17 protein-coding genes and 2 tRNA genes are annotated in these 21,065 nt (G+C 46.3%); 5 read left to right on the top strand and 14 right to left on the bottom strand.

All coding sequences use genetic code 11. From position 1 onward, the window contains the following. Positions 1 to 88: 88 nt before the first annotated feature. A complete protein-coding gene (locus ACLUWI_RS01385; protein WP_033934622.1) occupies positions 89 to 313 on the bottom strand; it encodes a hypothetical protein in 225 nt (74 codons plus the stop codon). A 439-nt stretch (positions 314 to 752) separates the two neighbouring features. Between ACLUWI_RS01385 and ACLUWI_RS01380 the strand changes: the two genes are divergently transcribed. The 3 genes from ACLUWI_RS01380 to ACLUWI_RS01370 all read left to right on the top strand — a co-directional run bounded on the left by ACLUWI_RS01380 (position 753) and on the right by ACLUWI_RS01370 (position 6,538). Then, positions 753 to 2,006, top strand: a complete 1,254-nt coding sequence (locus ACLUWI_RS01380; protein WP_006500899.1) for an argininosuccinate synthase — start codon at positions 753 to 755, stop codon at positions 2,004 to 2,006. Further along, positions 1,996 to 3,378: an argininosuccinate lyase gene (gene argH, locus ACLUWI_RS01375; RefSeq protein WP_412145849.1), complete on the top strand. Its 1,383-nt coding sequence runs from the start codon at positions 1,996 to 1,998 to the stop codon at positions 3,376 to 3,378. The genes ACLUWI_RS01380 and argH overlap by 11 nt, the downstream gene beginning before the upstream one ends. 244 nt (positions 3,379 to 3,622) lie before the next feature. Next, entirely contained in the window at positions 3,623 to 6,538 is a 2,916-nt protein-coding gene (locus ACLUWI_RS01370) for an LTA synthase family protein (RefSeq protein ID WP_412145848.1), read from the top strand. Between the two features lie 99 nt (positions 6,539 to 6,637). Here ACLUWI_RS01370 and ACLUWI_RS01365 read toward each other — a convergent pair whose 3' ends face one another. The 8 genes from ACLUWI_RS01365 to yycF all read right to left on the bottom strand — a co-directional run bounded on the left by ACLUWI_RS01365 (position 6,638) and on the right by yycF (position 14,810). Next, positions 6,638 to 7,060: an Rrf2 family transcriptional regulator gene (locus ACLUWI_RS01365; RefSeq protein WP_412145847.1), complete on the bottom strand. Its 423-nt coding sequence runs from the start codon at positions 7,058 to 7,060 to the stop codon at positions 6,638 to 6,640. A gap of 14 nt (positions 7,061 to 7,074) precedes the next feature. Continuing rightward, positions 7,075 to 7,554 (bottom strand): 23S rRNA (pseudouridine(1915)-N(3))-methyltransferase RlmH, encoded by a 480-nt coding sequence (gene rlmH / locus ACLUWI_RS01360; protein ID WP_412145846.1) that lies wholly within the window; start codon positions 7,552 to 7,554, stop codon positions 7,075 to 7,077. Between the two features lie 394 nt (positions 7,555 to 7,948). Then, positions 7,949 to 9,196 carry a S1C family serine protease gene (locus ACLUWI_RS01355; RefSeq protein WP_412145845.1) on the bottom strand — a complete coding sequence of 416 codons (1,248 nt, stop codon included), beginning with the start codon at positions 9,194 to 9,196 and terminating at the stop codon, positions 7,949 to 7,951. Between the two features lie 63 nt (positions 9,197 to 9,259). Next, positions 9,260 to 10,069, bottom strand: coding sequence for an MBL fold metallo-hydrolase (locus ACLUWI_RS01350; RefSeq protein WP_412145844.1), 810 nt, complete (start codon positions 10,067 to 10,069; stop codon positions 9,260 to 9,262). Positions 10,070 to 10,090: 21 nt separating this feature from the next. Next, positions 10,091 to 10,918, bottom strand: a complete 828-nt coding sequence (locus tag ACLUWI_RS01345) for a two-component system regulatory protein YycI (protein WP_412145843.1) — start codon at positions 10,916 to 10,918, stop codon at positions 10,091 to 10,093. Positions 10,919 to 10,929: 11 nt separating this feature from the next. Then, entirely contained in the window at positions 10,930 to 12,234 is a 1,305-nt protein-coding gene (locus ACLUWI_RS01340) for a YycH family regulatory protein (RefSeq protein ID WP_412145842.1), read from the bottom strand. Further along, on the bottom strand, positions 12,234 to 14,087 hold the full coding sequence (gene walK / locus ACLUWI_RS01335; RefSeq protein ID WP_412145841.1) for a cell wall metabolism sensor histidine kinase WalK: 1,854 nt from the start codon (positions 14,085 to 14,087) through the stop codon (positions 12,234 to 12,236). Before walK ends, ACLUWI_RS01340 begins: the two co-directional genes overlap by 1 nt. Before the next feature lie 15 nt (positions 14,088 to 14,102). Beyond that, on the bottom strand, positions 14,103 to 14,810 hold the full coding sequence (yycF, locus tag ACLUWI_RS01330) for a response regulator YycF (protein WP_006500887.1): 708 nt from the start codon (positions 14,808 to 14,810) through the stop codon (positions 14,103 to 14,105). Between the two features lie 215 nt (positions 14,811 to 15,025). Here yycF and ACLUWI_RS01325 point away from each other — a divergent pair. Then, a tRNA-Lys gene (locus ACLUWI_RS01325) sits at positions 15,026 to 15,098 on the top strand. Positions 15,099 to 15,268: 170 nt separating this feature from the next. After that, positions 15,269 to 15,341 (top strand) — tRNA-Lys (locus ACLUWI_RS01320). Positions 15,342 to 15,439: 98 nt separating this feature from the next. Here the strand turns inward: ACLUWI_RS01320 and ACLUWI_RS01315 are convergent. The 5 genes from ACLUWI_RS01315 to ACLUWI_RS01295 form a co-directional block, all read right to left on the bottom strand. Then, on the bottom strand, positions 15,440 to 15,751 hold the full coding sequence (locus ACLUWI_RS01315) for a hypothetical protein (RefSeq protein WP_412145840.1): 312 nt from the start codon (positions 15,749 to 15,751) through the stop codon (positions 15,440 to 15,442). 17 nt (positions 15,752 to 15,768) lie between these two features. Then, positions 15,769 to 16,968 carry an MDR family MFS transporter gene (locus ACLUWI_RS01310; protein ID WP_412145839.1) on the bottom strand — a complete coding sequence of 400 codons (1,200 nt, stop codon included), beginning with the start codon at positions 16,966 to 16,968 and terminating at the stop codon, positions 15,769 to 15,771. A 104-nt stretch (positions 16,969 to 17,072) separates the two neighbouring features. Next, a complete protein-coding gene (dnaB, locus tag ACLUWI_RS01305) occupies positions 17,073 to 18,473 on the bottom strand; it encodes a replicative DNA helicase (RefSeq protein WP_412145838.1) in 1,401 nt (466 codons plus the stop codon). Between the two features lie 18 nt (positions 18,474 to 18,491). Then, the gene (gene rplI / locus ACLUWI_RS01300; RefSeq protein WP_006500883.1) at positions 18,492 to 18,944 is read right to left on the bottom strand and encodes a 50S ribosomal protein L9; all 453 of its coding nucleotides are present in this window, start codon (positions 18,942 to 18,944) and stop codon (positions 18,492 to 18,494) included. A 2-nt stretch (positions 18,945 to 18,946) separates the two neighbouring features. Further along, positions 18,947 to 20,977, bottom strand: coding sequence for a DHH family phosphoesterase (locus ACLUWI_RS01295; RefSeq protein ID WP_412145837.1), 2,031 nt, complete (start codon positions 20,975 to 20,977; stop codon positions 18,947 to 18,949). Positions 20,978 to 21,065: the final 88 nt, after the last annotated feature.

Here is a 21,065-nt window from a genome sequence, read left to right as displayed (position 1 = left end):
GTTGATATTCAATTGTAGTTCGCTAAATCAGTGGTCAATAAAAGGCCCAATGCTGTTACACTCGACCTCCTACTGCTACACTATGCGATTATCGCTCTAAGTAATGCTCTTCCAGCTCTTTTAGCACTTCCCACATTTTGCGGTGCTGTGCTCGCGCCAAAGCATCCAAGTCGCGCAGATTAAGCGGCGTGGCACTGGTCTGCTCCTTGTTGAACGATTTGTGCAAGGTCGTGTAGCCGTAGCCGGATCGCTTGGACACTTGATAGATCGTCAAGTGATTCACGTCCAAATAATGCTTGATGTCGATTCGCACCATGCTCACTTCCTTTACGTTTTTTATTATATCACGTTTGTGCTATAACACAAGTGTAAAATAACACATTTGTGAAATATTTTTTATCAAATTAAAAAGTTCTCTTCCCTTTATATGCTTAGTTTTGGCACCGCTTTTAAAAAATGTTGAATCAATGACTGGGCAAACTGACTGATGACGGCCATCTTCGTGCATAGAAAAATGGATAAAAAATTTTAATCATTTTCTCACTTTATCTGTCAATAACATGAAATACCGTTACGCAAACGTTTAGCGCAAGTAGGCATTCGATAATCTGCTTTGTTTATCTTTTGCATAAAACTAAAAAAATATAAAGGATTGTTGACTTTTTATTCGTTTTTCTGTATATTTAATGACAATTTATAAATCAATTATAAATTAAGAGCAATCAGAAACAGAAATATCGGAGGAAGAACTTATGAAACAAGAAAAGGAAAAAATCGTTTTAGCTTATTCTGGCGGCCTGGATACCTCAGTCGCTATTGCCTGGCTTAAGAACAAAGGCTACGACGTAATTGCATGCTGTATTGACGTTGGTGAAGGCAAGGACCTGGAAGCCATCAAGGCCAAAGGAAGTCAAGTCGGCGCCTATGCATCCGTCGTTATCGATGCCAAAGAAGACTTTGCGGAAAACTTTGTCCTGCCCGCTCTGCAAAGTAATGCCATGTACGAACAAGAATATCCCCTGGTTTCTGCTCTTTCCCGACCTCTGATTGTTCAAAAGCTCGTTGCCGTTGCCAAGGAATACGGTGCTACCGCCATCGCCCATGGCTGCACTGGGAAAGGCAATGATCAGGTTCGCTTTGAAGCCGGCATCCATGCACTGGCTCCCGACATGAAGATTGAAGACCCAATTCGTGACTGGCACTGGTCACGGGAAGAAGAAATCGACTACGCCAAGAAGAATGGCATTCCCGTTCCAATCACCATGGAAAGCCCCTACTCGATTGACGAAAACCTGTGGGGCCGTGCCAATGAATGTGGGATTCTTGAAGATCCATGGGCCAGCGCTCCAGAAGACGCCTATGACCGGACCAACCCAATTGAAAAAACGCCGGACACGCCAGAAATCATGGAGATTCAATTCGCACACGGCAAGCCGGTTGCCCTTAACGGTGAAGCCATGCCACTGGCCGAACTGATCATGAAGCTCGACAAGATTGCCGGCAAGCACGGAATTGGCCGGATCGATCACGTTGAAAATCGGCTGGTCGGTATCAAGTCGCGTGAAATCTACGAATGTCCTGCAGCTACGGTTCTTTTGAAGGCGCACAAAGATCTGGAAGACCTGACTCTGGAACGTGAAGCAGCTCACTTCAAGCCGGTCGTTGAACTGAAGATGGCCAACCTGATTTACAATGGTCTGTGGTACTCGCCATTAATGAAAGCCATTCAAGCATTCATTAAAGAAACGCAAAAAGACGTCAACGGCACGGTTCGGGTCAAGTTGTTTAAAGGCAACGTTGTCTGTGAAGGTCGGAAGTCACCTAATTCCTTATACGACAAGAATCTGGCTACCTACACCTCTGCCGATGAATTTGATCAGGAAGCTGCTGGTGGCTTCATCAAGCTTTGGGAACTGCCTGACAAGGTCTATGCTCAAGTGCAGGCCAATGCTGCCAAGAACCAATCTGAACCTAGCGTAAAGGGGGAAACCATCAGTGCCGATTAAGCGGATGTGGGGTGGACGGTTTGAAGAGTCTGGCTCCGATTTGGTAAATAAATTCGGGGCTTCAATCACCTTTGACCAAGAGATGGCCCAAGAAGACATTCAAGGATCATTGGCCCATGTCAAGATGCTTAAGGCAACCAAGATCCTTGACGCTGCCGACGCCGATGCCATCATCAAAGGACTGGAGACGCTTGCTGAAAAGCTGAAGCAAGGCAAACTGTCTTTCAATATTGAAAATGAAGACATTCATATGAACATTGAGGCACTCTTGACGGCAGAAATCGGTCCGGTAGCCGGCAAGCTGCACACTGGGCGGAGTCGAAACGACCAGGTTGCCACCGATCTGCATCTGTACGTCAAAGAGCGGCTGCCTCAAGTAATTACGGCCATCAAGCAGCTGCAGCAGGTCCTGGTTGACAAGGCCAGCGACAATGTTGAAACCATCATGCCGGGCTATACTCACATGCAGCATGCCCAGCCGATCTCATATGGTCATTATCTGATGGCATATTTCCAGATGCTGCAGCGTGACGCTGAACGATTCCAATTCAACATGCAGCATACCGACGTCTCTCCGTTGGGCGCGGCGGCTTTGGCGGGAACGACCTTTCCAATCGACCGTCAATTGAGTGCGAAGTACCTTGGTTTCTCAGATATTTATCACAACTCGCTGGACGCGGTATCTGATCGTGACTTTGTCTTGGAATTTCTCAGCAGCGCCAGCATTTTGATGATGCACCTGTCGCGGATGTGCGAGGAATTGATCTACTGGTGCAGCTATGAATTCGGCTATATTGAGCTTTCCGATGCCTACTCCACGGGCAGCTCAATCATGCCGCAAAAGAAAAATCCCGATACGGCCGAACTGATTCGGGGCAAGACTGGCCGGATCTATGGCGACTTGATGGGACTTTTGACTACCATGAAGGGCCTGCCGCTCGCATACAATAAAGACATGCAGGAGGATAAGGAAGGCGTTTTTGATGCCGTTAAAACCATCATCCCTAGTCTCAAGATTATGGCCGGCATGGTTGAAACGTTGAAGGTCAACCAAGCTAAGATGGAGCATGCTGTCCACAATGATTTTTCAAATGCTACTGAGCTGGCGGACTATCTGGCCAGCAAAGGCCTTCCATTCAGACAGGCTCATGAAATCGTTGGCGAGCTGGTCTTAAAGGGATTAAAGACCGGCAAGAATCTTAGCGATATCAGCTTGGCGGAATATCAAAAGATCAGTCCTCTGATCACTGAAGACGTTTATCACGTGCTGCAGCCCAAAGTAGCCGTTGAACGTCGGAATTCAGCCGGCGGTACCGGTTTTACCCAAGTTGAGGCTCAGATCAAAGCTGCCAAAGAACTATTGAAAGATTAAGAAAAGTCCTGCAAGGCTCATGAAGTTTTGCAGGACTTTTTATGTTTTTGCCATCATTGACAGAAGGACTCGCAGTCAGCTATCCATTATGCATCCCTAATCGCTATTTCATTTGTTATATAGAAACATTAAACGTTTTACATACTTCAGCAAGACACTTGTTAGGGCTTTGTCGATTGATTTTTGCTGCCTAATCCGTTTCGATATTATATGTGGATACTTGCAAATATTAGGGAGACTCAAATTGAAGTTAAAAAAATTAACCATTAACTGGTTCAGCATCCTTTGGCTGACGGTCCTTTTGCTCATAACAACCGCAGTCAGCACTACCGCTCGCCAAATGCTCTCTCATGCTGCTGGCCAGTCTTTTTTGTTTTTATGGCTGATTAAAAACGCGGCCGCTTTGAGCGTGTTGATTCTGCCAATGATGCTGGGAGCTTTTAACATCAAGATTCCGCATCGGCAAACCGCCGTGATTCTATCAGCGGGAACCGGCCTGATCTTGTTTGGCTTGGCCAATCACCTTACGCAGCCGGCCGTTTTGGAAAGCGTCCCTTCTGCTGAGCGCTATGTCGTCCAAAATATCTTTGTGACCTGGTTAGCCTATTTGGCACTGCTGCTTTTCGCTCCCCGACTGAAAAAATGGCTACATCAATTCACGATCAAACAGCGCCGGCGCATTTTAATTATCTTGACGCTAACGATTTGGCTGCTCAATCTCAACCATGCCGTGGGGGTCTTAGGACTGGCAGGCGGCAGCAGCTTTTTATGGTTTGCCTATCTTTTTGCCATGGGTGATTGGCTGAACAGCGATCAGGCACTGCTGCAGTTATTAAAGACTGGCTGGCTGATAATTAGCGATCTGCTGGTCTTTTTGGCAATGTCTCTGGCTGCCTGGTTTAATATCAACCAACTGACCTATAATCCGCATGATGGTCTGCTTTTGACCACTCACTATCAAGTTGCCATCAATGCCTTTCAAAACGTCTATCTGGCAATGGCAATCCTAGTCATCATCACGCTGGTTAAGCTGTTGCCGTCACGATCGTTAAGCGGTTTTTATGGCATTTTGGGCGGTTTGATGCTTAATCTGCTGGCCATTCCTAAATTGTTCGTGCCGTTCTTAAAATATCAGCCGCGCTGGCATCTACTGATTGTAATTGCAGCAAGCTGGGCAATCAGCTGGGGGCTGGCGGTTTTGCTCAGTCAGTGGACGGTCCGCTTTGACTGGCAGCTTAAGCTTGATTTAGCCGTTTGCTGGGATGTTTTAAAGAACGCCTTTGCCAAATACTGGCCAATTTTATTGACGACCGTTGTTATCTGGGGAATGACAATCTGGTCGTTTGGCTACCTGTGGAACTGGCAGCTCAACATGCTGCAGTGGATCATCACAGATCATAATGCCATCGTCTGGGCCAATGTAATGATCATGATGGCCCTGGCTGGGATTATGATGGCGCTAACCAATCGTTGGTATCTTAGCAGTGCTTTAACGATCATCATCTATGGTGGCTGGCTGACGGCCTCGCTGCTTAAGATTCAGGCACGGGCTGAGCCAATTCTGCCAACCGATCTGGCTACGCTGACTGCACCTAAAGAAATGCTGGGCATGGTCGAGCCAACGATTCTGCTGGCCGCGGGCATTGTCATCATCATCCTGCTTGGCTTTGCAGTGGCAATTGAAATTCGCCATGGTCGAAAATGCCGCCTTAAGATCCAGTGGCGCTATCTGATCGGCGCGGCTGCTATTCTTTATTTAAGCGGCTTTGCTTTTATCAACCACACCAATTCACCAACCTATCGCTGGGCTGAAAAAATCAACGACACGCCTTATTTTTACGCGCAGCTGCGTGGTGCCAAGGTTAACGGCACGCTCCTGCAGTTTGCCAATAACGTAGACGTCCGCGTAATGGACAAGCCAAAGGGATATTCAAAAGATCGCATGGAAAAAATCGGTCAAAAATATCGTAAGCAAGCTAAAATCATCAATCGGCAACGAACCCATGCCACCGTTGGCAATCAGCGGCTCGTCTTTATCCTCAGCGAAAGTTTTGCCGATCCACGACGCGTGCCAGATCTAAAAGTCAGCGGCAACCCGCTGCCCTACTTGGATCAGCTCAAGCATCGCACGACCAGCGGCTTGATGATCAGCACTGGTTATGGTGGTGGGACGGCCAATATGGAATATCAAGCCTTGACCGGACTTTCAATCGTCAACTTCTCGCCAACCATGCCAACGCCATATTCACAGCTGGTCCCCTATCAAAAACGCGCCGTGGCCATCAATCAACTGTTTTCTTATAGTGACGGGATTCATCCGTTTACCGCCAATCTATACAGTCGCGTAAAAGTCTATCGCAAATTCGGCTTCAACCGTTTCTATCACCTTGATGGCGGCAGCCGCCTTTCCTATACGCATAAGATTGATAACAGTCCTCGTATTGATGACTGGTCAGCTTATCAGCAAGTATTGTTAAACCTTAAAAATCATCATGGCAATCAATTTATTCAATTAGCTACCATGCAAAATCACATGCCATATGACAATTTTTATCATCACAATAACTACAAGGTCAGTGGAACGGCCTATCGAACTCCTCAGGCTCAGCAGCAGATTGAGACCTACACGCAGGGCATCCACTATACTGACGAGGCACTCAAAAAATTCATCAGCCGTTTAGATCAAAGCAACCAGCCGACCACCGTTGTCTGGTATGGCGATCATTTGCCTGGCATCTATAATGGCGTTTCGATGGCTAAACATGGTCTGGTCATGCATGAAACCGACTACTTTATCTACAGCAATCCTGCCGCTCAAAAATTCAATCACAGCCGCGTTGACAAAACCAAAATCGTCAGCCCCAACGAGTTTATCCCAATGGCAATGGCGCAGATGGATCTGAAGGTTTCGCCATATTACGCACTCTTGACGCAGGTTCATGAAAAGCTGCCGGCCATTACGTTGGACACCAACGTTCACAGTCACAGCAATCGTCCGCACAGCACGGCCGTTGAATACGTTGATCAAGATGGCCTGCAGACGACGCTTTCTTTAAAGCAGATGCGGTTGTTTGACGACTATCGAATGGTTCAGTATGATCTGACGGCCGGTCATCATTACCTGCTGCATAACTGGTTCATGCTTAAGGTACCGCATTAAGTTCAATCACTGCCAAATCAGATCAAGAGCAGCTCATCATAACCTAGCGAACTGATTTCCGCCCTTTCTAAAAAAGACGCTCAGCAATTGAGCGTCTTTTTATTTGATTCGATCAGCCACCTCGTCAATGACTGCCTGCAGCGTAATCTGCTTCATCATAGCTTCTGCAGCCGCTTGAATCTGATCATAAGCCTTGCCTAATACTGGCTGAATGTTTTTGCCAACTGGACACTGCTGATTGGTCTGTTCATCAACATGCAGCAGATGGTGATTTTCTTCGACCGCGTAATAGACATCCAACAGCGTAATTTCAGTCGCCGGACGACTCAGCTGTGGTGCCGGCGCGGCTGACTTTGGCTTGAGAATGCCGGCCTTGACCATTTTGGCAATCAGACTGCGAATCAGACTGGGATTGGCATCCACACTGGCTGCTAGATCCTGACTACTGATTTTTTGCCCATGATAGATCTCCAGGTAGGTCAGAATATGCACGGCATCACTTAAACGATGAGAATACTTCATAATTCAGCGCACCTTTATTTATGATAGGGAAGACCATTGATAATCGTAAATGCTCGATAGATCTGTTCGGTTAAAACCAGCCGCATCAATTGGTGAGGCAGCGTAAAGCGTCCGAAGGAGATCTGCTCGTTGGCCCGTTTTAAGACAGCCGGACTCAACCCCAAAGAACCGCCAATCACAAACGTAATGTCGCTATGACCATAAGTTGCCAGCTGATTAAGCGTCTGGGCAAATTCTTCCGAGCTGCGTTCTTTGCCGTTAATTGCCAAGGCAAAAACATACTCGCGATCCTTAATCTTGCTTAGGATGCGTTGACCTTCCTTGAGCATGACTTCATCCATCTCGGCTTGACTCAGCGATTCGGGTGCTTTTTCATCCGGAACCTCCACGATCTCAAACTTGCAGTATCGCCCCAGACGCTTGGCATATTCGGCAATTCCAGCCTTAAAATATTTTTCCTTTAATTTGCCAACCCCAATTATCTTAATGTTCATTTAAAACTCCTTTTAATCAATCGTTCGGTAATTACACCAATTTAGCTCCCAACTAACCACGGTTGGTTATCCACAGCTTAAAACCAAAACAGCCGTTTGTATTTAACCGTCAAATCCATTGATATAACAGCATTTATCAATCATCAATAAATATGATAAAGGGTTTTCCACAATTCTGCAATCTTTACTTGTGGATAACTAAAAGTACCGATATTAATGAATTTGATTCTTATTTTCCAAGCCACCATCTTTTACACGAAACGTGGCGTTGAAAATGACCATTTTATAGTTATCCACTATTTTTGGAACATTTATCCACAGAAATTGTGGATAATTCGTCAAATAAAAAACGTGATCTTAACAATCAATTAATCATTAAGAACACGTTTTTACGCTACTGGTTGTCTGATGAGCTGCTGCTGTCGGCGCTGGCAGATTGAGTCAGCTTAACCGATACCGTCTGCTGCTTGCCTTGCCGATACAGCGTCAGCTTAATCGTGTCGCCAACCTTGTACTTGTAGAGCTGAGTCTTCAGATCACCGCCATCATTGACTTTTTTATTGTTGATCTTGGTGATTACGTCATACTTTTGAATTCCCGCCTGATCAGCTGCCGAGCCGCTCTGAGTCTTCATAACCACGACCCCTTTAGTAATGCTCTTTGGCAGTTTCAGGATGTCTTGCTGATCCTGACCATCCACGTTGCTTAGATCGATCATCTCAATGCCAAGCGATGGTCGCGTAATCTTGCCATTGGCTACCAATTGATTAATAACCCGCACGACCTCATTGCTTGGAATCGAGAAGCCCATTCCTTCTACGCTGGTCCCTTGACTGTCGCTGGCTAGCTTCATTGAGTTGATGCCGATGACCTGACCAGCCATGTTGATTAGCGGACCACCTGAATTACCGGCATTGATCGCCGCGTCGGTTTGGATAACCGTGGTATTGGTACCTGAGTTGCTTGAGCTGGCGCTGATCGTTCGTTTTGGTGCCGAAATGATCCCTTTCGTAACCGTATTGGCATATTCACTGCCCATTGGCGAGCCAATTGCCAAGACGTCTTGACCAGCCTTGATCGAGTTGGAATTGCCGAACTTGGCAACCGTTGTTACATTAGCAGCACTGATCTTCAAAACGGCCAGATCAGTCGTTGAGTCCGTACCAACCAGTTCAGCTTGGACCTTCTTGCCGTTGCTCATGATTACCTGCAGCGCGCTGGCTCCAGAAACCACATGATTATTGGTAACGATATAGGCAGTATTGCCTGACTTCTTATAGATTACCCCTGAACCTTCACTAGCCGTCTGCAGCGAACTGGAATTGGAGCTTGATGAATCTGAATCTGCACCAAATATCGACAAAATATCATTGTCATCAGAGGAGCTGGTCTGCTTGTTAATGACGCTGACCACGGCCCCTTTGACTGCGTTATAGGCCTCAGTTGACTGATTGCTCTTGGTGTCTTCATTTTTATTGATCTTAGTGCCCCCGGATTTGTTTGATCCAGATGGCACTTTGGTAGCTTCGTTTTGCTGATGAGTGACGATTGCATTACCCACGCCATACGAAACACCGCCACCAACCAGGCCCGCTAAAAGTCCTACCCCTGCAACTTTGACGATTAACCGCTTGCCTGCCATAATCTAATACTTCCTTTGTTTTTTTTCAGTATAACAAAAAAGTATGAATATTAGTTGAAATATTTACAAAGCCAACAGTTCACTTGGCTGGTCAGGCTCGGCATCCTTTAAGTCAAAGTCCTGATCCACACCCAGATCATGCTGCTCTAAAATCGTGGCAACCGTTAGATGAGCCAACGAGCGGATATTGTTGTGCTGACTGCGGTGACCCAAAAAGACCTGTTTTGTGTTAGTGCCGATTACATCCAAAAGCGCCTGGGCACTCTCCTCATTGGAAAGATGACCTTCATCGCTTAGAATCCGCTGCTTGAGCGGCCAGGAATATGGTCCCATTCTAAGCATTTCAGTATCATGGTTGCACTCCATCAAGTAGGCATCAGCATTTTCAATCGTTTTAGCTACGCGCTGCGAAACATAGCCCGTATCTGTCAAAATACAGAAAGTCTGATTATCATGATGCATCTGATAAAACTGAGGACAGGCAGCATCATGCGAAACGGCAAAGCTTTCGACTTCCAGATCACCAAAATCCTTCACTTTGCCGGGCTCAATAATATTTTTCTGAGCCAGCGGAATCTCGCCCACTTTTTTGGCCATTGCCTGCCAGGTCTTAGCATTGGCATAAACATCCATACCATAGCGCCGTGCCAAAACGCCGACGCCCTGAACGTGATCGCTGTGCTCGTGCGTTACGAACAGCGCCTCAACGTCTTTAAGTGAGCGGCCAATCGCCTGCATTCGCTCTTCCAAACGCTTGCCGCTAAGCCCCGCGTCAATCAGAATTCGATGATGAGCGGTCTCTAGATAGGTAGCATTACCTGAGCTGCCACTGGCTAAAATGCTGTAATAAAGCTTGTCATTCGAATTTGTCACTGCTGTTTTTCCTTCTTTTGGTTATTGATTCAGCTGCGTCGTATCGATTTCTTCTGGCGTATCGCGCATCAGTGTACTGTTGAATGCATTGACCCTGAGGCGTTGGACGTCATCAGAATTTTTAGTCTTGATCTCAACATACCAGGTTGGCACATAGACTGCTTGATCCTTAGTCAGTAAGGTTTTGGTATAGCCAAGTTTTGCCCAGCGAATCTTTGAGTTGTTGGGAATATAGTTATGCTTATACAGCCAAGTCACGGCTTCCTGCTGACTGATCGTGACTGTGCGTGGCCTTAAGACTTGAATGGCGTTCAGATAAGTTTGTGTATAGGCATAGACTTTATGATTCTTGCTGACCTTAAAGCGCAGCTGCCCCTCACCGCCAAACACCGGACGTCCTTCCATCATCTGGGTATAGACGATCGTGTTGGAACTGGACAGGGCTTTATTGTAGAAATAGCGCGATCCATATAAAACGTGATGCGAATTTTTAATATAGTCGTTCAGCTGCCGTTCCGGATGCAGCATGCTGACTTTAAACGGCACGTTCAGTTCACTGATTAAGGTTCCATTATTCAGGCGCACTGTCTGATCGTCAAGCTTAGCGGCCGAGCTGGTCAGCTGATTGTTGGCCCGGTTGGCGGAAATATAATATCCCATCGGCTGCTTGGTTGAAAGTTCAGCAAAACTGATCTCATCATTATGCATTTCCTTTAAGATCAGCTGCTGTTGACTCTGCTGCTTGACCATCGCCGTAAAATGAGTGCCGATTAAAAAATAGCTGGCTAAGACGATATCAAAGATCGCAAAGGCAATCACGAAGATCCATTGAATTCGTTTAAAATTCATGCTGCGTCCTCCTATTTATCGTCGATCAGCGTCTGGTAGGCAACCCACTTGCCATGATAGTAGACATAGTAGGTTGGCTCCAGTTTAACGACTCTGCCTGCATTCTGATCATCCCAGCGATAGCCGATTCTTAAGCCAGTAACATCCTTATCCTTGTCAGCCTGCCGCAGCTCATTATAGACAACTGAAGAAGGCGGCAGCTTGACTTGCGCTTTCTTGATCGGCAACGGCACGCCCAACCCAAACAATGACAACTGACAGCGTTCGACGCCATCTGCATTGGCCTGCAGTTTAACCGCACCATAGCCATGTTCATTAAAGATTGGGAAGCCTTCTACATAGCTGCGGAAAACGATGGTCTGCTTTTTTTCGCTGACCGAATCAAAGCGCATCCAATCAAGCGTCGTCCCAGTAGCCGTCAAGCGTTTATATAGATGACGATACAGGCTGGCTCCCTGATAGGTGCTATCCTTGCCCAGGTAGTTGTTAAAACTGACCGTATGCGTATCGCGATGATAGTCAAGCCGCTTGCTGGCCCCATCCATATAGGTCGTATCATTGCCCTTTTTCTTAACGGTAAACGCCGCAGCATTAGTCGACCGCAGCAGATTCTGCGTCAGATTGTCGATATTCTGCGTTGACAGCTGGTAGGCAAACACCGGCAGCTTAATGGCATGTGGATAGGTCACGATTGGCTGATTATCAACGATTTTGTGATCAACGTCGATCCGTTGTCCCGATTTTTGTACCAGCTTTTTGATTTTAGATCGGTTGGCATTTTGCGTAATATTCAATCGATAGACCGTAAAATCATCATCATCAAGCAGATAGACCACGTCACGACCCTTAAGCGGTATCACAATATGATTGATATGCGAAATTTTTTCGGTATCGATCGACTGTGAAAATGTCTGATTAAAGATCCCAGTTGCCATGGCATCTGGATAAGACAACATGATTGAATCATCATTGCGCAGATAGTTTAGATAATCTGAAGAATCATTGCGAGCAACGCGGCGGAAACCGGCCAGCTGCCATTTTTGCATCTCCTCGCGCAGAGTCAGTACCAGATTCTTTTTTTGTCCATATAAAAGCTTTTGCGACTCATCAGAATTGGTTAGGATCACCTGCGTTGGCAGATAGATATCACCGACCGACTGCAGGGCCGTCTGCTGCGATGATCCTTTTTCCGAATCGTTATTGGCAACTCGTTCATAGCCAAGCGAGTTCGTCCACAGCAAAGCCGAAAAGATCATACTGAGAATGACGACCACAGCCAATAGAATGCTCAGCCAGTTTTCTTTGATTTTGGCCATTAATCCCAGTCATCTCCTTCATCATCATAAGGTACATAAGGCAGTGAGATATAAAATGTTGATCCCTTACCTTCCACACTGTCGACCCAGATCTGACCGCCCAGCATGTTAACGACTTCCTTTGAGATCGCCAGGCCAAGCCCGCTCCCGCCTTGCTTGCGGCTGCGGGCCTTGTCAACCCGGAAGAAACGATCGAAAATGTGGCTCAGATCCTTTCTTGGAATCCCCAGCCCTTGATCGCTGATACTTAAGATCACATGGTTATGCGTTTCCAGCAGACGCGCTGTAATCACGCCACCATCCGGCGAATATTTAACGGCATTGTTCATAATGTTGTCCACAACCTGCGTAAACTTATCCGGATCGATCTCAACCCAAAGATCCTTGCGCGTAAAGTGCCGCTCAATCGTATAACGCTTCTTTTGAGGATCCTCTTCTTTTTTGATGATCATATCAAAACGATCCAGAATATAACTGAACAGCTCGTTGATGTTTACATATTCCAGATTCAGTTTGGCCGTTCCCGAATCCATCCGTGACAGACTTAACAGATCATTGATCATCCGAATCATGCGCTCGGTCTCATCCTGCACAACCTTCAAAAACTGGGGTGCAATCTCAGGATCTTTCCAAGCGCCATCGCTTAACGCCTCAACGTAGCTCTTAACGCTGGTCAATGGCGTCCGCAGCTCATGTGAGACGTTGGAGACGAACTCCTTGCGCTCACGTTCTTCTTTTTGCTGGCTGGTAACGTCATGCAAGACACATACTAAACCAGAGACAAAGCCTGATTCGCGCTGAATTGGCGAAAAATAGGCGCTCAAGATCATGTCATTGCCATCAACGTTTAAATCAAACAACGTCTGCTGCTGAGAATTGTCGATCAGCTGACGTACCGTATAGTCGCGCCGTACGTCTAAGACATCCAAAATCGACTTGCCCAAGACGTCATCTTCTGAATCAATATCCAGCATCTGCAGGGCCATATTGTTGATAATCGTAACGTTGCCGCGTCGATTGGTTGCCAGCACCCCATCGCTCATATGTGACAAGACGCTGTCCAAACGCCGCCGCTCAGAATCAGTTGACTCTTGAGCCTCTTCAACGCGGACGGACAGGTTGTTGACCGCCCCCGCCAACTGCCCCAGCTCATCGTTTCCCATAACTTTGACCTGACCAGAATAGTCGCCCCGCGCGATTCTTAATGCCTGTTTGCGCATTTCTTCAATTGGCCGCGTAATCTCACGCGAAATCAAGACCGCCAGCCCAAGCCCAAGCACCACGGTAATCAAGGCCGCGGAAAGATAAATCAATGAAATACCATTGACGCTGTCATAAACGCTCTCCAAGTTGGCCCGCAGATAAACGGCGCCCACGACATTATTGGTTGCCGCGCCAACTAACGGAATAACGTTAACGTAGTAGCGGTTATGACTGGAATTGTCATAAATATTTTCAGTATGGGAACGATTATTGAGCAGCGTATTCTTAACCGCTTCATCAGTTGTTCTTTGTCCAATAACGTCTTGATTGCCGGCATTGCTGGTACCACGTACGATCCCCTTGGCATCAACCACGCGAATCTCAGAGATGTTGTTGTTCTTGACTTCAGAGAGAATCTGCTTAATCTGCCGGTTAGCAGCCTTTTCGTTGGTGCGGCTCAGCTGTTTGGCCAATGAGCTGTCAACATAGGTCGGCAACTCGATCTGCTGCTTGAAGGTATTGAGGTTTTCCTGCTCTAACTGACGCACAAAAACCGCCCCAACGACTTCTAAGGTCAGCATCAGCATTAAAGCAAACACTAGGGCGATTTTAAAATGAATAGTTTGATAAAATTTGATTTTGCTGTTCAAAACTAACGAACCTTTTTAGTTTTGGCTTGGGTTGGCCAGATAGTAGCCGACCCCACGACGAGTAATCAGCCATTGCGGATGACTTGGATTATCCTCGATTTTTTCGCGCAAGCGCCGAACCGTTACGTCAACCGTCCGCACATCGCCAAAATAATCATAACCCCAAACCGTCTGCAACAAATGCTCACGATTGATAACCTGACCGATGTGCTGTGCCAAATAATACAGCAGTTCAAACTCACGGTGCGTCAGATTGATATTTTCTCCGCGCTTGGTGACCGTGTAGGCATCAGGATGAATCGTCAAATCACCAACCTGAATATCGGCATTCTGGGCTTCAGCTGCTGGTGCCGCGGCGGCTTCTTGACGGCGCAGGTTGGCTTTAACTCGCGCTACCAGTTCACGATTGGAAAATGGCTTGGTAACATAGTCATCGGCCCCCAGCTCCAAACCTAATACCTTATCCAGCTCAGAGTCCTTCGCCGTTACCATGATAATCGGCGTTGTATGCTTGGCCCGGACGCGTTTGGCCACTTCCAAGCCATCGATTTTAGGCAGCATCAAATCCAAAACGATCAGATCCGGCTGCTCGCTTTCAACTTTTTCCAAGGCTTCCTCGCCATCATAGGCAACTACGACTTCATAGCCTTCTTTTTCCAAGTTAAACTTAATAATATCCGAAATCGGTTTTTCGTCATCAACTACCAATATCTTTTTCGCCATTGATTATTCCTCCATGGAGTTATTGATTTACGCTCAAACTTTAATTTTATCGATTCGCAGAGGTTATTTTTTACCATAAATTGCGGTTCTATTATAGCATAATTGAAGAAGTGCTTTTAAAACTGTTATTTTTTTTTGCTAAAACCGTTGACAAATTACCTCAAAGCATTTAATATATATAACTGTTGTTGATGTTCAACAGCACTTAACATTTTGGGCAGTTAGCTCAGCTGGCAGAGCAACGGACTCTTAATCCGTGGGTCCAGGGTTCGATCCCCTGACTGCCCATCAGAGGTTTACAAAGCGATTGATCATTTGGTCAATCGCTTTTGTTTTTGCCATAAACGTTCATTTTAATTTGATTTTTCGTTGATTGCAACTTTTTTCAGCTTTTTCTCGGGAAAAGTATTGCATTAATATTATATATCTGATATTATAATATTCGTTGTTAAGGACATGGGCAGTTAGCTCAGCTGGCAGAGCAACGGACTCTTAATCCGTGGGTCCAGGGTTCGATCCCCTGACTGCCCATCATGTCGCCATCGGCTCTTGGTCGATGGCTTTTTTATTACTTAAATTCAAACAAGCTATTAAAAAAGATCGCGTTTTAACTGACGCGATCTTTTTGTTTAGTCTGCTAAATCAGCCGCGGTTGGGATAACTTTAGCGTGCTTAAGCCGACTGATTTTATTTTCCTGGCCGGCGTTGACTTCAAACTCATCCACAAAGCCACAGTTAACGCAGGCCACCACGATCTGATAGCGCTGTGAATGATCTGAATTAGTCGCTTCCCAATTGCGTTCGGCAATCACCAACGGCTTTTGATGACACTTGCTGCAGGCAATCTTTAAACTCCGGTCTTCGCGAAAGGGATCGCCAATCTTGCCGACCATCCCCCAGCGATCCTCACCGGAAATCTGATCAAAGTTATTGTAAAACATAATCTCACCCTGAATTATCAGAACTGTTCGGCAGCATGCTGGCGAGCCATCACCACCGCAATGACTACAGCCTCTACTGCCAAAATTGAAACCGCACAGATAATAAATAATGGCCGATACGAAAATCTTTCAATAATCAAACCGCCAAACAACGGTCCAATCGCCTTGCCGGTCGAAGCAAAGGCATTCAGCATTCCTTGATACTTTCCTTTATCGTCAACTGGTGACAAAAGATTGATAATTGCGGGAATCGTTGGAAAGGCGGTTGCCTCGCCTAAAGTCAGGACAACCATCGCCAACACAAACATCCCATAGCTTTTGGCAAACAGGAGCAGGATAAACGACAAACCGCACGTCATAATACCAAAATAGACAAAGTAATAGTCGTTGGTAATTTTTTTAGTCAGCCAGCTGATGATTGCCTGGAACAAAACGATCAAAATCCCATTGATCGTCCACAGCATACTGTACAGCGTCATTGAAATCCCCATATCCGTCATATAAACCGACATGTTGCTTGACCATTGCCCATACATGATCCAGATGATGGCAAATGAAACAAAGAGCGTCCAGATAATCTGCGCATTGGCCGCTGGCATCTTGCCTTGATGCGGGCCAAAATCGACGTCGACCGTGTGATGCTGACGCGGCTTGATCGGCGTGATCTGGAAAAACATAATTACGACCAAGAGGAAAAAGGCATACATAATCACCGTAATGGCAAACAAAGGCGACACGCTGTTATGTGCCAATTGATAAAGCGGTCCGACAATCGTAGTTCCCAAAACCATGCCCAAGTTGTTGGCAAAATACAGCATATTGAAGACAAAGCGACCGTCATGACTGCGGACACGAGTGCCAAATGAGTTGACCATCGTAATGATCCAACCATTAAAAAAGCCGATGATCGTCAACATTACCGGATAGATTGGCCAGCCATTGCTAAAGATCAAGACTGCCATCGAAATCATCGCCAAAATCAGGCCGCCGATCATTAAATGACGCGGATTTTTCCGGTCAAACAATAGTCCCGCGATGTAGCTACCCACAACATTGGCGCCAGAATAAAAAAGCAGTACGACCCCTGAAACGGTCAGCGACTGATGCAGCTGATCGTGAATATAGATCGTTGTCAATGGCCAGACAAAGCTATTACCGATGCTCCCCAAAAACGATCCTAAAAGCAGCCACTGCAGTTTAAAACCTGTTTTTTTCATTTATCTGCTCCTTTCCTTCTCAATAATCCTCTCTTAATTTTAGTGCGAATTTGTTGCAAGACAACAAACAAGCAGCTGCTGATCACTCAACTGCTGCTTGTCGTTTAAGCCGGTTCGGTGTGTTGATAGTCAACCGCCGCGAACTTGTTATAGGCTTTGTTAAAGAGCAGCTTGACGGTTCCCCGTGGGCCACTCCGGTTTTTTTCAATAATGATCTCGACTTCGCTAAGACTTTGATCGGGATCATTAAAGGTCTTCTCTTCTTTTTCGTCATCATCATCGGCGCCTTCGCGTTCATAATAGTCGGCCCGATACAAAAAGCTGACGATATCGGCATCCTGTTCGATCGATCCTGACTCACGAATATCAGAAAGCACCGGCCGCTTGTCCTGACGTTGCTCAACGCCACGCGAGAGCTGCGAAAGAGCAATTACCGGCACACTGAGCTCTTTGGCAAGCTTCTTTAGCTGCCGCGAGATTTCTGAGACTTCCTGCTGCCGGTTTTCCGGATTGCTCCCTTCAATCAGCTGCAGATAGTCAATCACAATCAGCCCCAGATTACCGTTTTCTTTAGCCAGCCGCCGACACTTGGCGCGAATTTCTGGAACCTTGATGCCCGGCGTATCGTCAATGTAGATGTTTGCCTGTGCCAAGACACTTGAGGCAACCATGAAGTTGTTCCATTCATCTTGATTCAACTGACCGGTTCTTAAATGATTAGCATTAATATTTCCCTGTGCACAAAGCATCCGGTTGACTAGCGATTCAGCACCCATTTCCAGACTGAAGATCGCCACCGTTGCATCGGAGCTGGTTGCTACGTTTTGCGCAATGTTAAGAGCAAAAGCAGTCTTACCCATGGCTGGACGGGCGGCAATAATTACCAGCTCATCTTCATGCAGACCCGTCGTCATTTCATCTAATTGCGGATAACCAGTCGGCAGACCCGTAACGTCGCTTTCGTTTTTGGACAGCTCATAGACATGATTGATCGAATCATTTAAGACAGTATCAATACGTTGAAATCCGGCCCGATTGCTGGATTCCGAAACGCGCAGAATCGAGGTTTCGGCTTCATCCAGCAGCTCATTGACGTTTTCTTGACCATCATAGCTTTTTTGAACGATTTCCGTTGCCACATCAATCAGACGTCTAGCCGTTGCCTTATCATGAACGATCTTGGCATAATAGCCAACATTAGCCGCAGTTGGCACCGAGCCAGCCAGCTCCGCCAAATATTCAGTACCACCAATGTTATCCAATTGATGTTCGCTTTCCAACTCAGCTTGCATCGTTAAGACATCAATTGGCTTTTCTTGGTCGTTAAGCTTAACCATCGCCGCAAAAACAATCTGATGCGCGCGCTGATAAAAGTCATTGGAGGAAACGAATTCCATTGCCTCCTCAATCGCTCCATGCGACAAAAAGGCCGCACCTAAAACGGCTTTTTCCGCGGCCAGATCACGCGGTGCGGTACGCGTTGAACTTAAACTGGCATTGTCCATTTATTGACGGCCTTTCATTTATTTAGCAGCCACATGCACGTCAATGGTTGCTTCAACATCATGATGCAGTTTGATCGGCACGTGGACAAAACCAGTTGCCTTAATTGGTGCAGGCAATTCAATCTTGCGCTTATCGATCTTTAAGTTAAATTGATCCTCCAAAGCCTTGGCAATCTGTTTGGAAGAAACCGAGCCAAAGATGCGGCCATCAGTACCCGCTTTGGCACTCAGTTCAACAACCGTGTCTTCGCTTTCCAGTACTTCCTTTAATCGCTTGGCTTCAGCAAGTTCTTCAGCCTCGTGCTTTTGAGCGGCCCGCTGCTGTCCTTTTAATTCGCTCATAGCAGCTTTGGTTGCCTCCTTGGCCAGGCCGCGCTTGATCAGGTAGTTTTGAGCGTAGCCATCTGGGACTTCTTTTAACTCACCGCGCTTGCCACGGCCACGTACGTCTTTAATAAAGATAACCTTCATACTTAGTACTCCTTTTCTGTTTCATCTGCTGACTGATCACCAGTCGTCAGCAGCTTAATCAGCTCAGCTTTTACTTCACTGACGGTTTTACCGGCAATCTGAGTTGCAGCATTAGCCAGGTGACCACCGCCACCCATTTTTTCCATAATAATCTGAACGTTGATGTTACCCATCGATCGAGCCGAGATGCCAATCTTGTCGTTAGCACGTTTGGCAATTACAAATGACGCATCGACTCCATCCATCTGCAGCAGGGTGTCGGCAGCCTGAGCAACAATGACCGGATCATAGGTACGATCATCTTCACCGGCACATAACGCCATTTTATCATTATTCAAAAACTCAACGGTAGCAATCAGATGATTTCTTTCCATAAAACTATGGACATTTTCTTTCATGAAATATTGAATCATCAAACCATCTGCCCCAGCTGAACGCAGATAGCTGGCTGCCTCAAACGTTCGGGTCCCAGCCTGCTGTGTAAACGACTTGGTATCAATCTGAATTCCCGTCAGCATTGCCGTGGCTTCCAGCTTGTTTAGCGACTCGCTCTCCCGCGGCTGATACTCAAACATTTCCGTAATCAGTTCACAAGTCGAGCTGGCATAAGGTTCAATGTAGACTAAAAGCGGATTTTCAGGGAATTCCTCGCCACGGCGGTGATGATCAATAATGATCGTTCGGTCCGCCAGCCGCTCATAAAGCTGTGGCGAAATTGACATGCTTGGCTTGGAATGATCGACCATTACCAAAAGACTGCTGTCGGTTGCCTTGCTGATTGCTTCATCTGGGGTAATGATCCGATCGCGAATACTTTGATAGTCATTGATTTCCATCATTAAACGGGCAATATCGCTATGAACCTTTTCCTTATCCAAAACGATCCAACACTCGTGACCATTCATTTCAGCAATTCTTCTGATTCCCAGACAGGCCCCTAAAGAATCCATATCTGGGTTGGAATGTCCTATTACAAAAACTTGATCGGCCTGGGTCATCAATTCCTGTAGTGCCTGGCTGATCATCCGGGCTCTGACTCGAGTACGTTTTTCCATTGGATTGGTACGGCCACCATAAAAGCGGGCCCGATGATCTTCTTCTCTGACCACGACCTGATCGCCACCGCGTCCCAATGCCAGGTCAAGGTTGCGCTGCGCCATGTCGGCTAGTTTGATCAAGTCGCTTTGACCATACGCGATCCCTACGCTTAGCGTTACTGGCGAATTCTGCTTTGAGGTGTTTTCGCGAATGATGTCTAAAATCTTAAACTTTTGCTTTTCCAATTTAACCAGCGATTGATAATGACCGATTACAAAATAGTTGTCTTCATTGATCACTCGCAACAGCAAATGGTTGTCTTTTGCCCAGTGACTCAATTCCGAAGTAACGTAATTATGCAGGTTGGAGACTGCCGAATCATTCATTCCTTGAGTCAGCTCAATATAGTTATCCAAATAAATATTTCCCAGGAAAATCTGCTCATGCTGATAACGCTCGCTGATCTGTTCATATTTGGTAACATCCAGTAGGTAACAGACATGATAGCGGTCCTGTACTAAAAACTCAAATCGATGATCACGCCATGAAACAACGACCGGTCCTTTATCATGACGATGCTCATCAATCAACTTGGCCAACTCATCATCAGCCTGCGTCAATGGCTTGCCAACAACATGCTCAAACTGAAAATAGCGCGCCATATATGGATTGATCCAGCTGACGATGCCGCGATGATTCAGCATCACCATTCCAATCGGCATCTCTAAAAGCGCCTCTTGCTGACCTCGTTGAACTTGGTAGGTTAGATTATTGATATATTCTTCAGTATCAACTACCAGCCGACGCAGCTGATGGGCACTGATCCAGATGCCCACAAAGGCAATTACCAATAATACCGTTCCTAGAATCCAGCTGGTTTTAAAAGCCAGCATCAGACAGATAATCGTCATCAAAGCCAGATAACAGAAATTCCAGCGGACTGCGTGATTCTCAATTAAAAAATTCCAATTGTTATGTCGAAAGAAATTACCCATATTTTTCTCCTATAACGACAATCTAGATATTCCTATCTTATCACAATCGGCTCTTTAACTCACCGTTCACGTTTTTGGCTACTAATTT

Source organism: Limosilactobacillus mucosae (genome assembly GCF_046939755.1).
Lineage (GTDB): Bacteria > Bacillota > Bacilli > Lactobacillales > Lactobacillaceae > Limosilactobacillus > Limosilactobacillus mucosae_A.
This window is presented reverse-complemented; position numbering and strand designations above follow the sequence as displayed.

What these genes read in the sequence shown, in the direction of transcription:
- ACLUWI_RS01380 (WP_006500899.1), top strand. Translation starts at nt 753, where the DNA reads ATGAAACAAGAAAAGGAAAAAATCGTTTTAGCTTATTCTGGCGGCCTG.
- ACLUWI_RS01365 (WP_412145847.1), bottom strand. Translation starts at nt 7,060, where the DNA reads ATGAAGTATTCTCATCGTTTAAGTGATGCCGTGCATATTCTGACCTAC.
- rlmH (WP_412145846.1), bottom strand. Translation starts at nt 7,554, where the DNA reads ATGAACATTAAGATAATTGGGGTTGGCAAATTAAAGGAAAAATATTTT.
- ACLUWI_RS01355 (WP_412145845.1), bottom strand. Translation starts at nt 9,196, where the DNA reads ATGGCAGGCAAGCGGTTAATCGTCAAAGTTGCAGGGGTAGGACTTTTA.
- ACLUWI_RS01345 (WP_412145843.1), bottom strand. Translation starts at nt 10,918, where the DNA reads ATGAATTTTAAACGAATTCAATGGATCTTCGTGATTGCCTTTGCGATC.
- ACLUWI_RS01340 (WP_412145842.1), bottom strand. Translation starts at nt 12,234, where the DNA reads ATGGCCAAAATCAAAGAAAACTGGCTGAGCATTCTATTGGCTGTGGTC.
- yycF (WP_006500887.1), bottom strand. Translation starts at nt 14,810, where the DNA reads ATGGCGAAAAAGATATTGGTAGTTGATGACGAAAAACCGATTTCGGAT.
- ACLUWI_RS01315 (WP_412145840.1), bottom strand. Translation starts at nt 15,751, where the DNA reads ATGTTTTACAATAACTTTGATCAGATTTCCGGTGAGGATCGCTGGGGG.
- ACLUWI_RS01310 (WP_412145839.1), bottom strand. Translation starts at nt 16,968, where the DNA reads ATGAAAAAAACAGGTTTTAAACTGCAGTGGCTGCTTTTAGGATCGTTT.
- dnaB (WP_412145838.1), bottom strand. Translation starts at nt 18,473, where the DNA reads ATGGACAATGCCAGTTTAAGTTCAACGCGTACCGCACCGCGTGATCTG.
- rplI (WP_006500883.1), bottom strand. Translation starts at nt 18,944, where the DNA reads ATGAAGGTTATCTTTATTAAAGACGTACGTGGCCGTGGCAAGCGCGGT.
- ACLUWI_RS01295 (WP_412145837.1), bottom strand. Translation starts at nt 20,977, where the DNA reads ATGGGTAATTTCTTTCGACATAACAATTGGAATTTTTTAATTGAGAAT.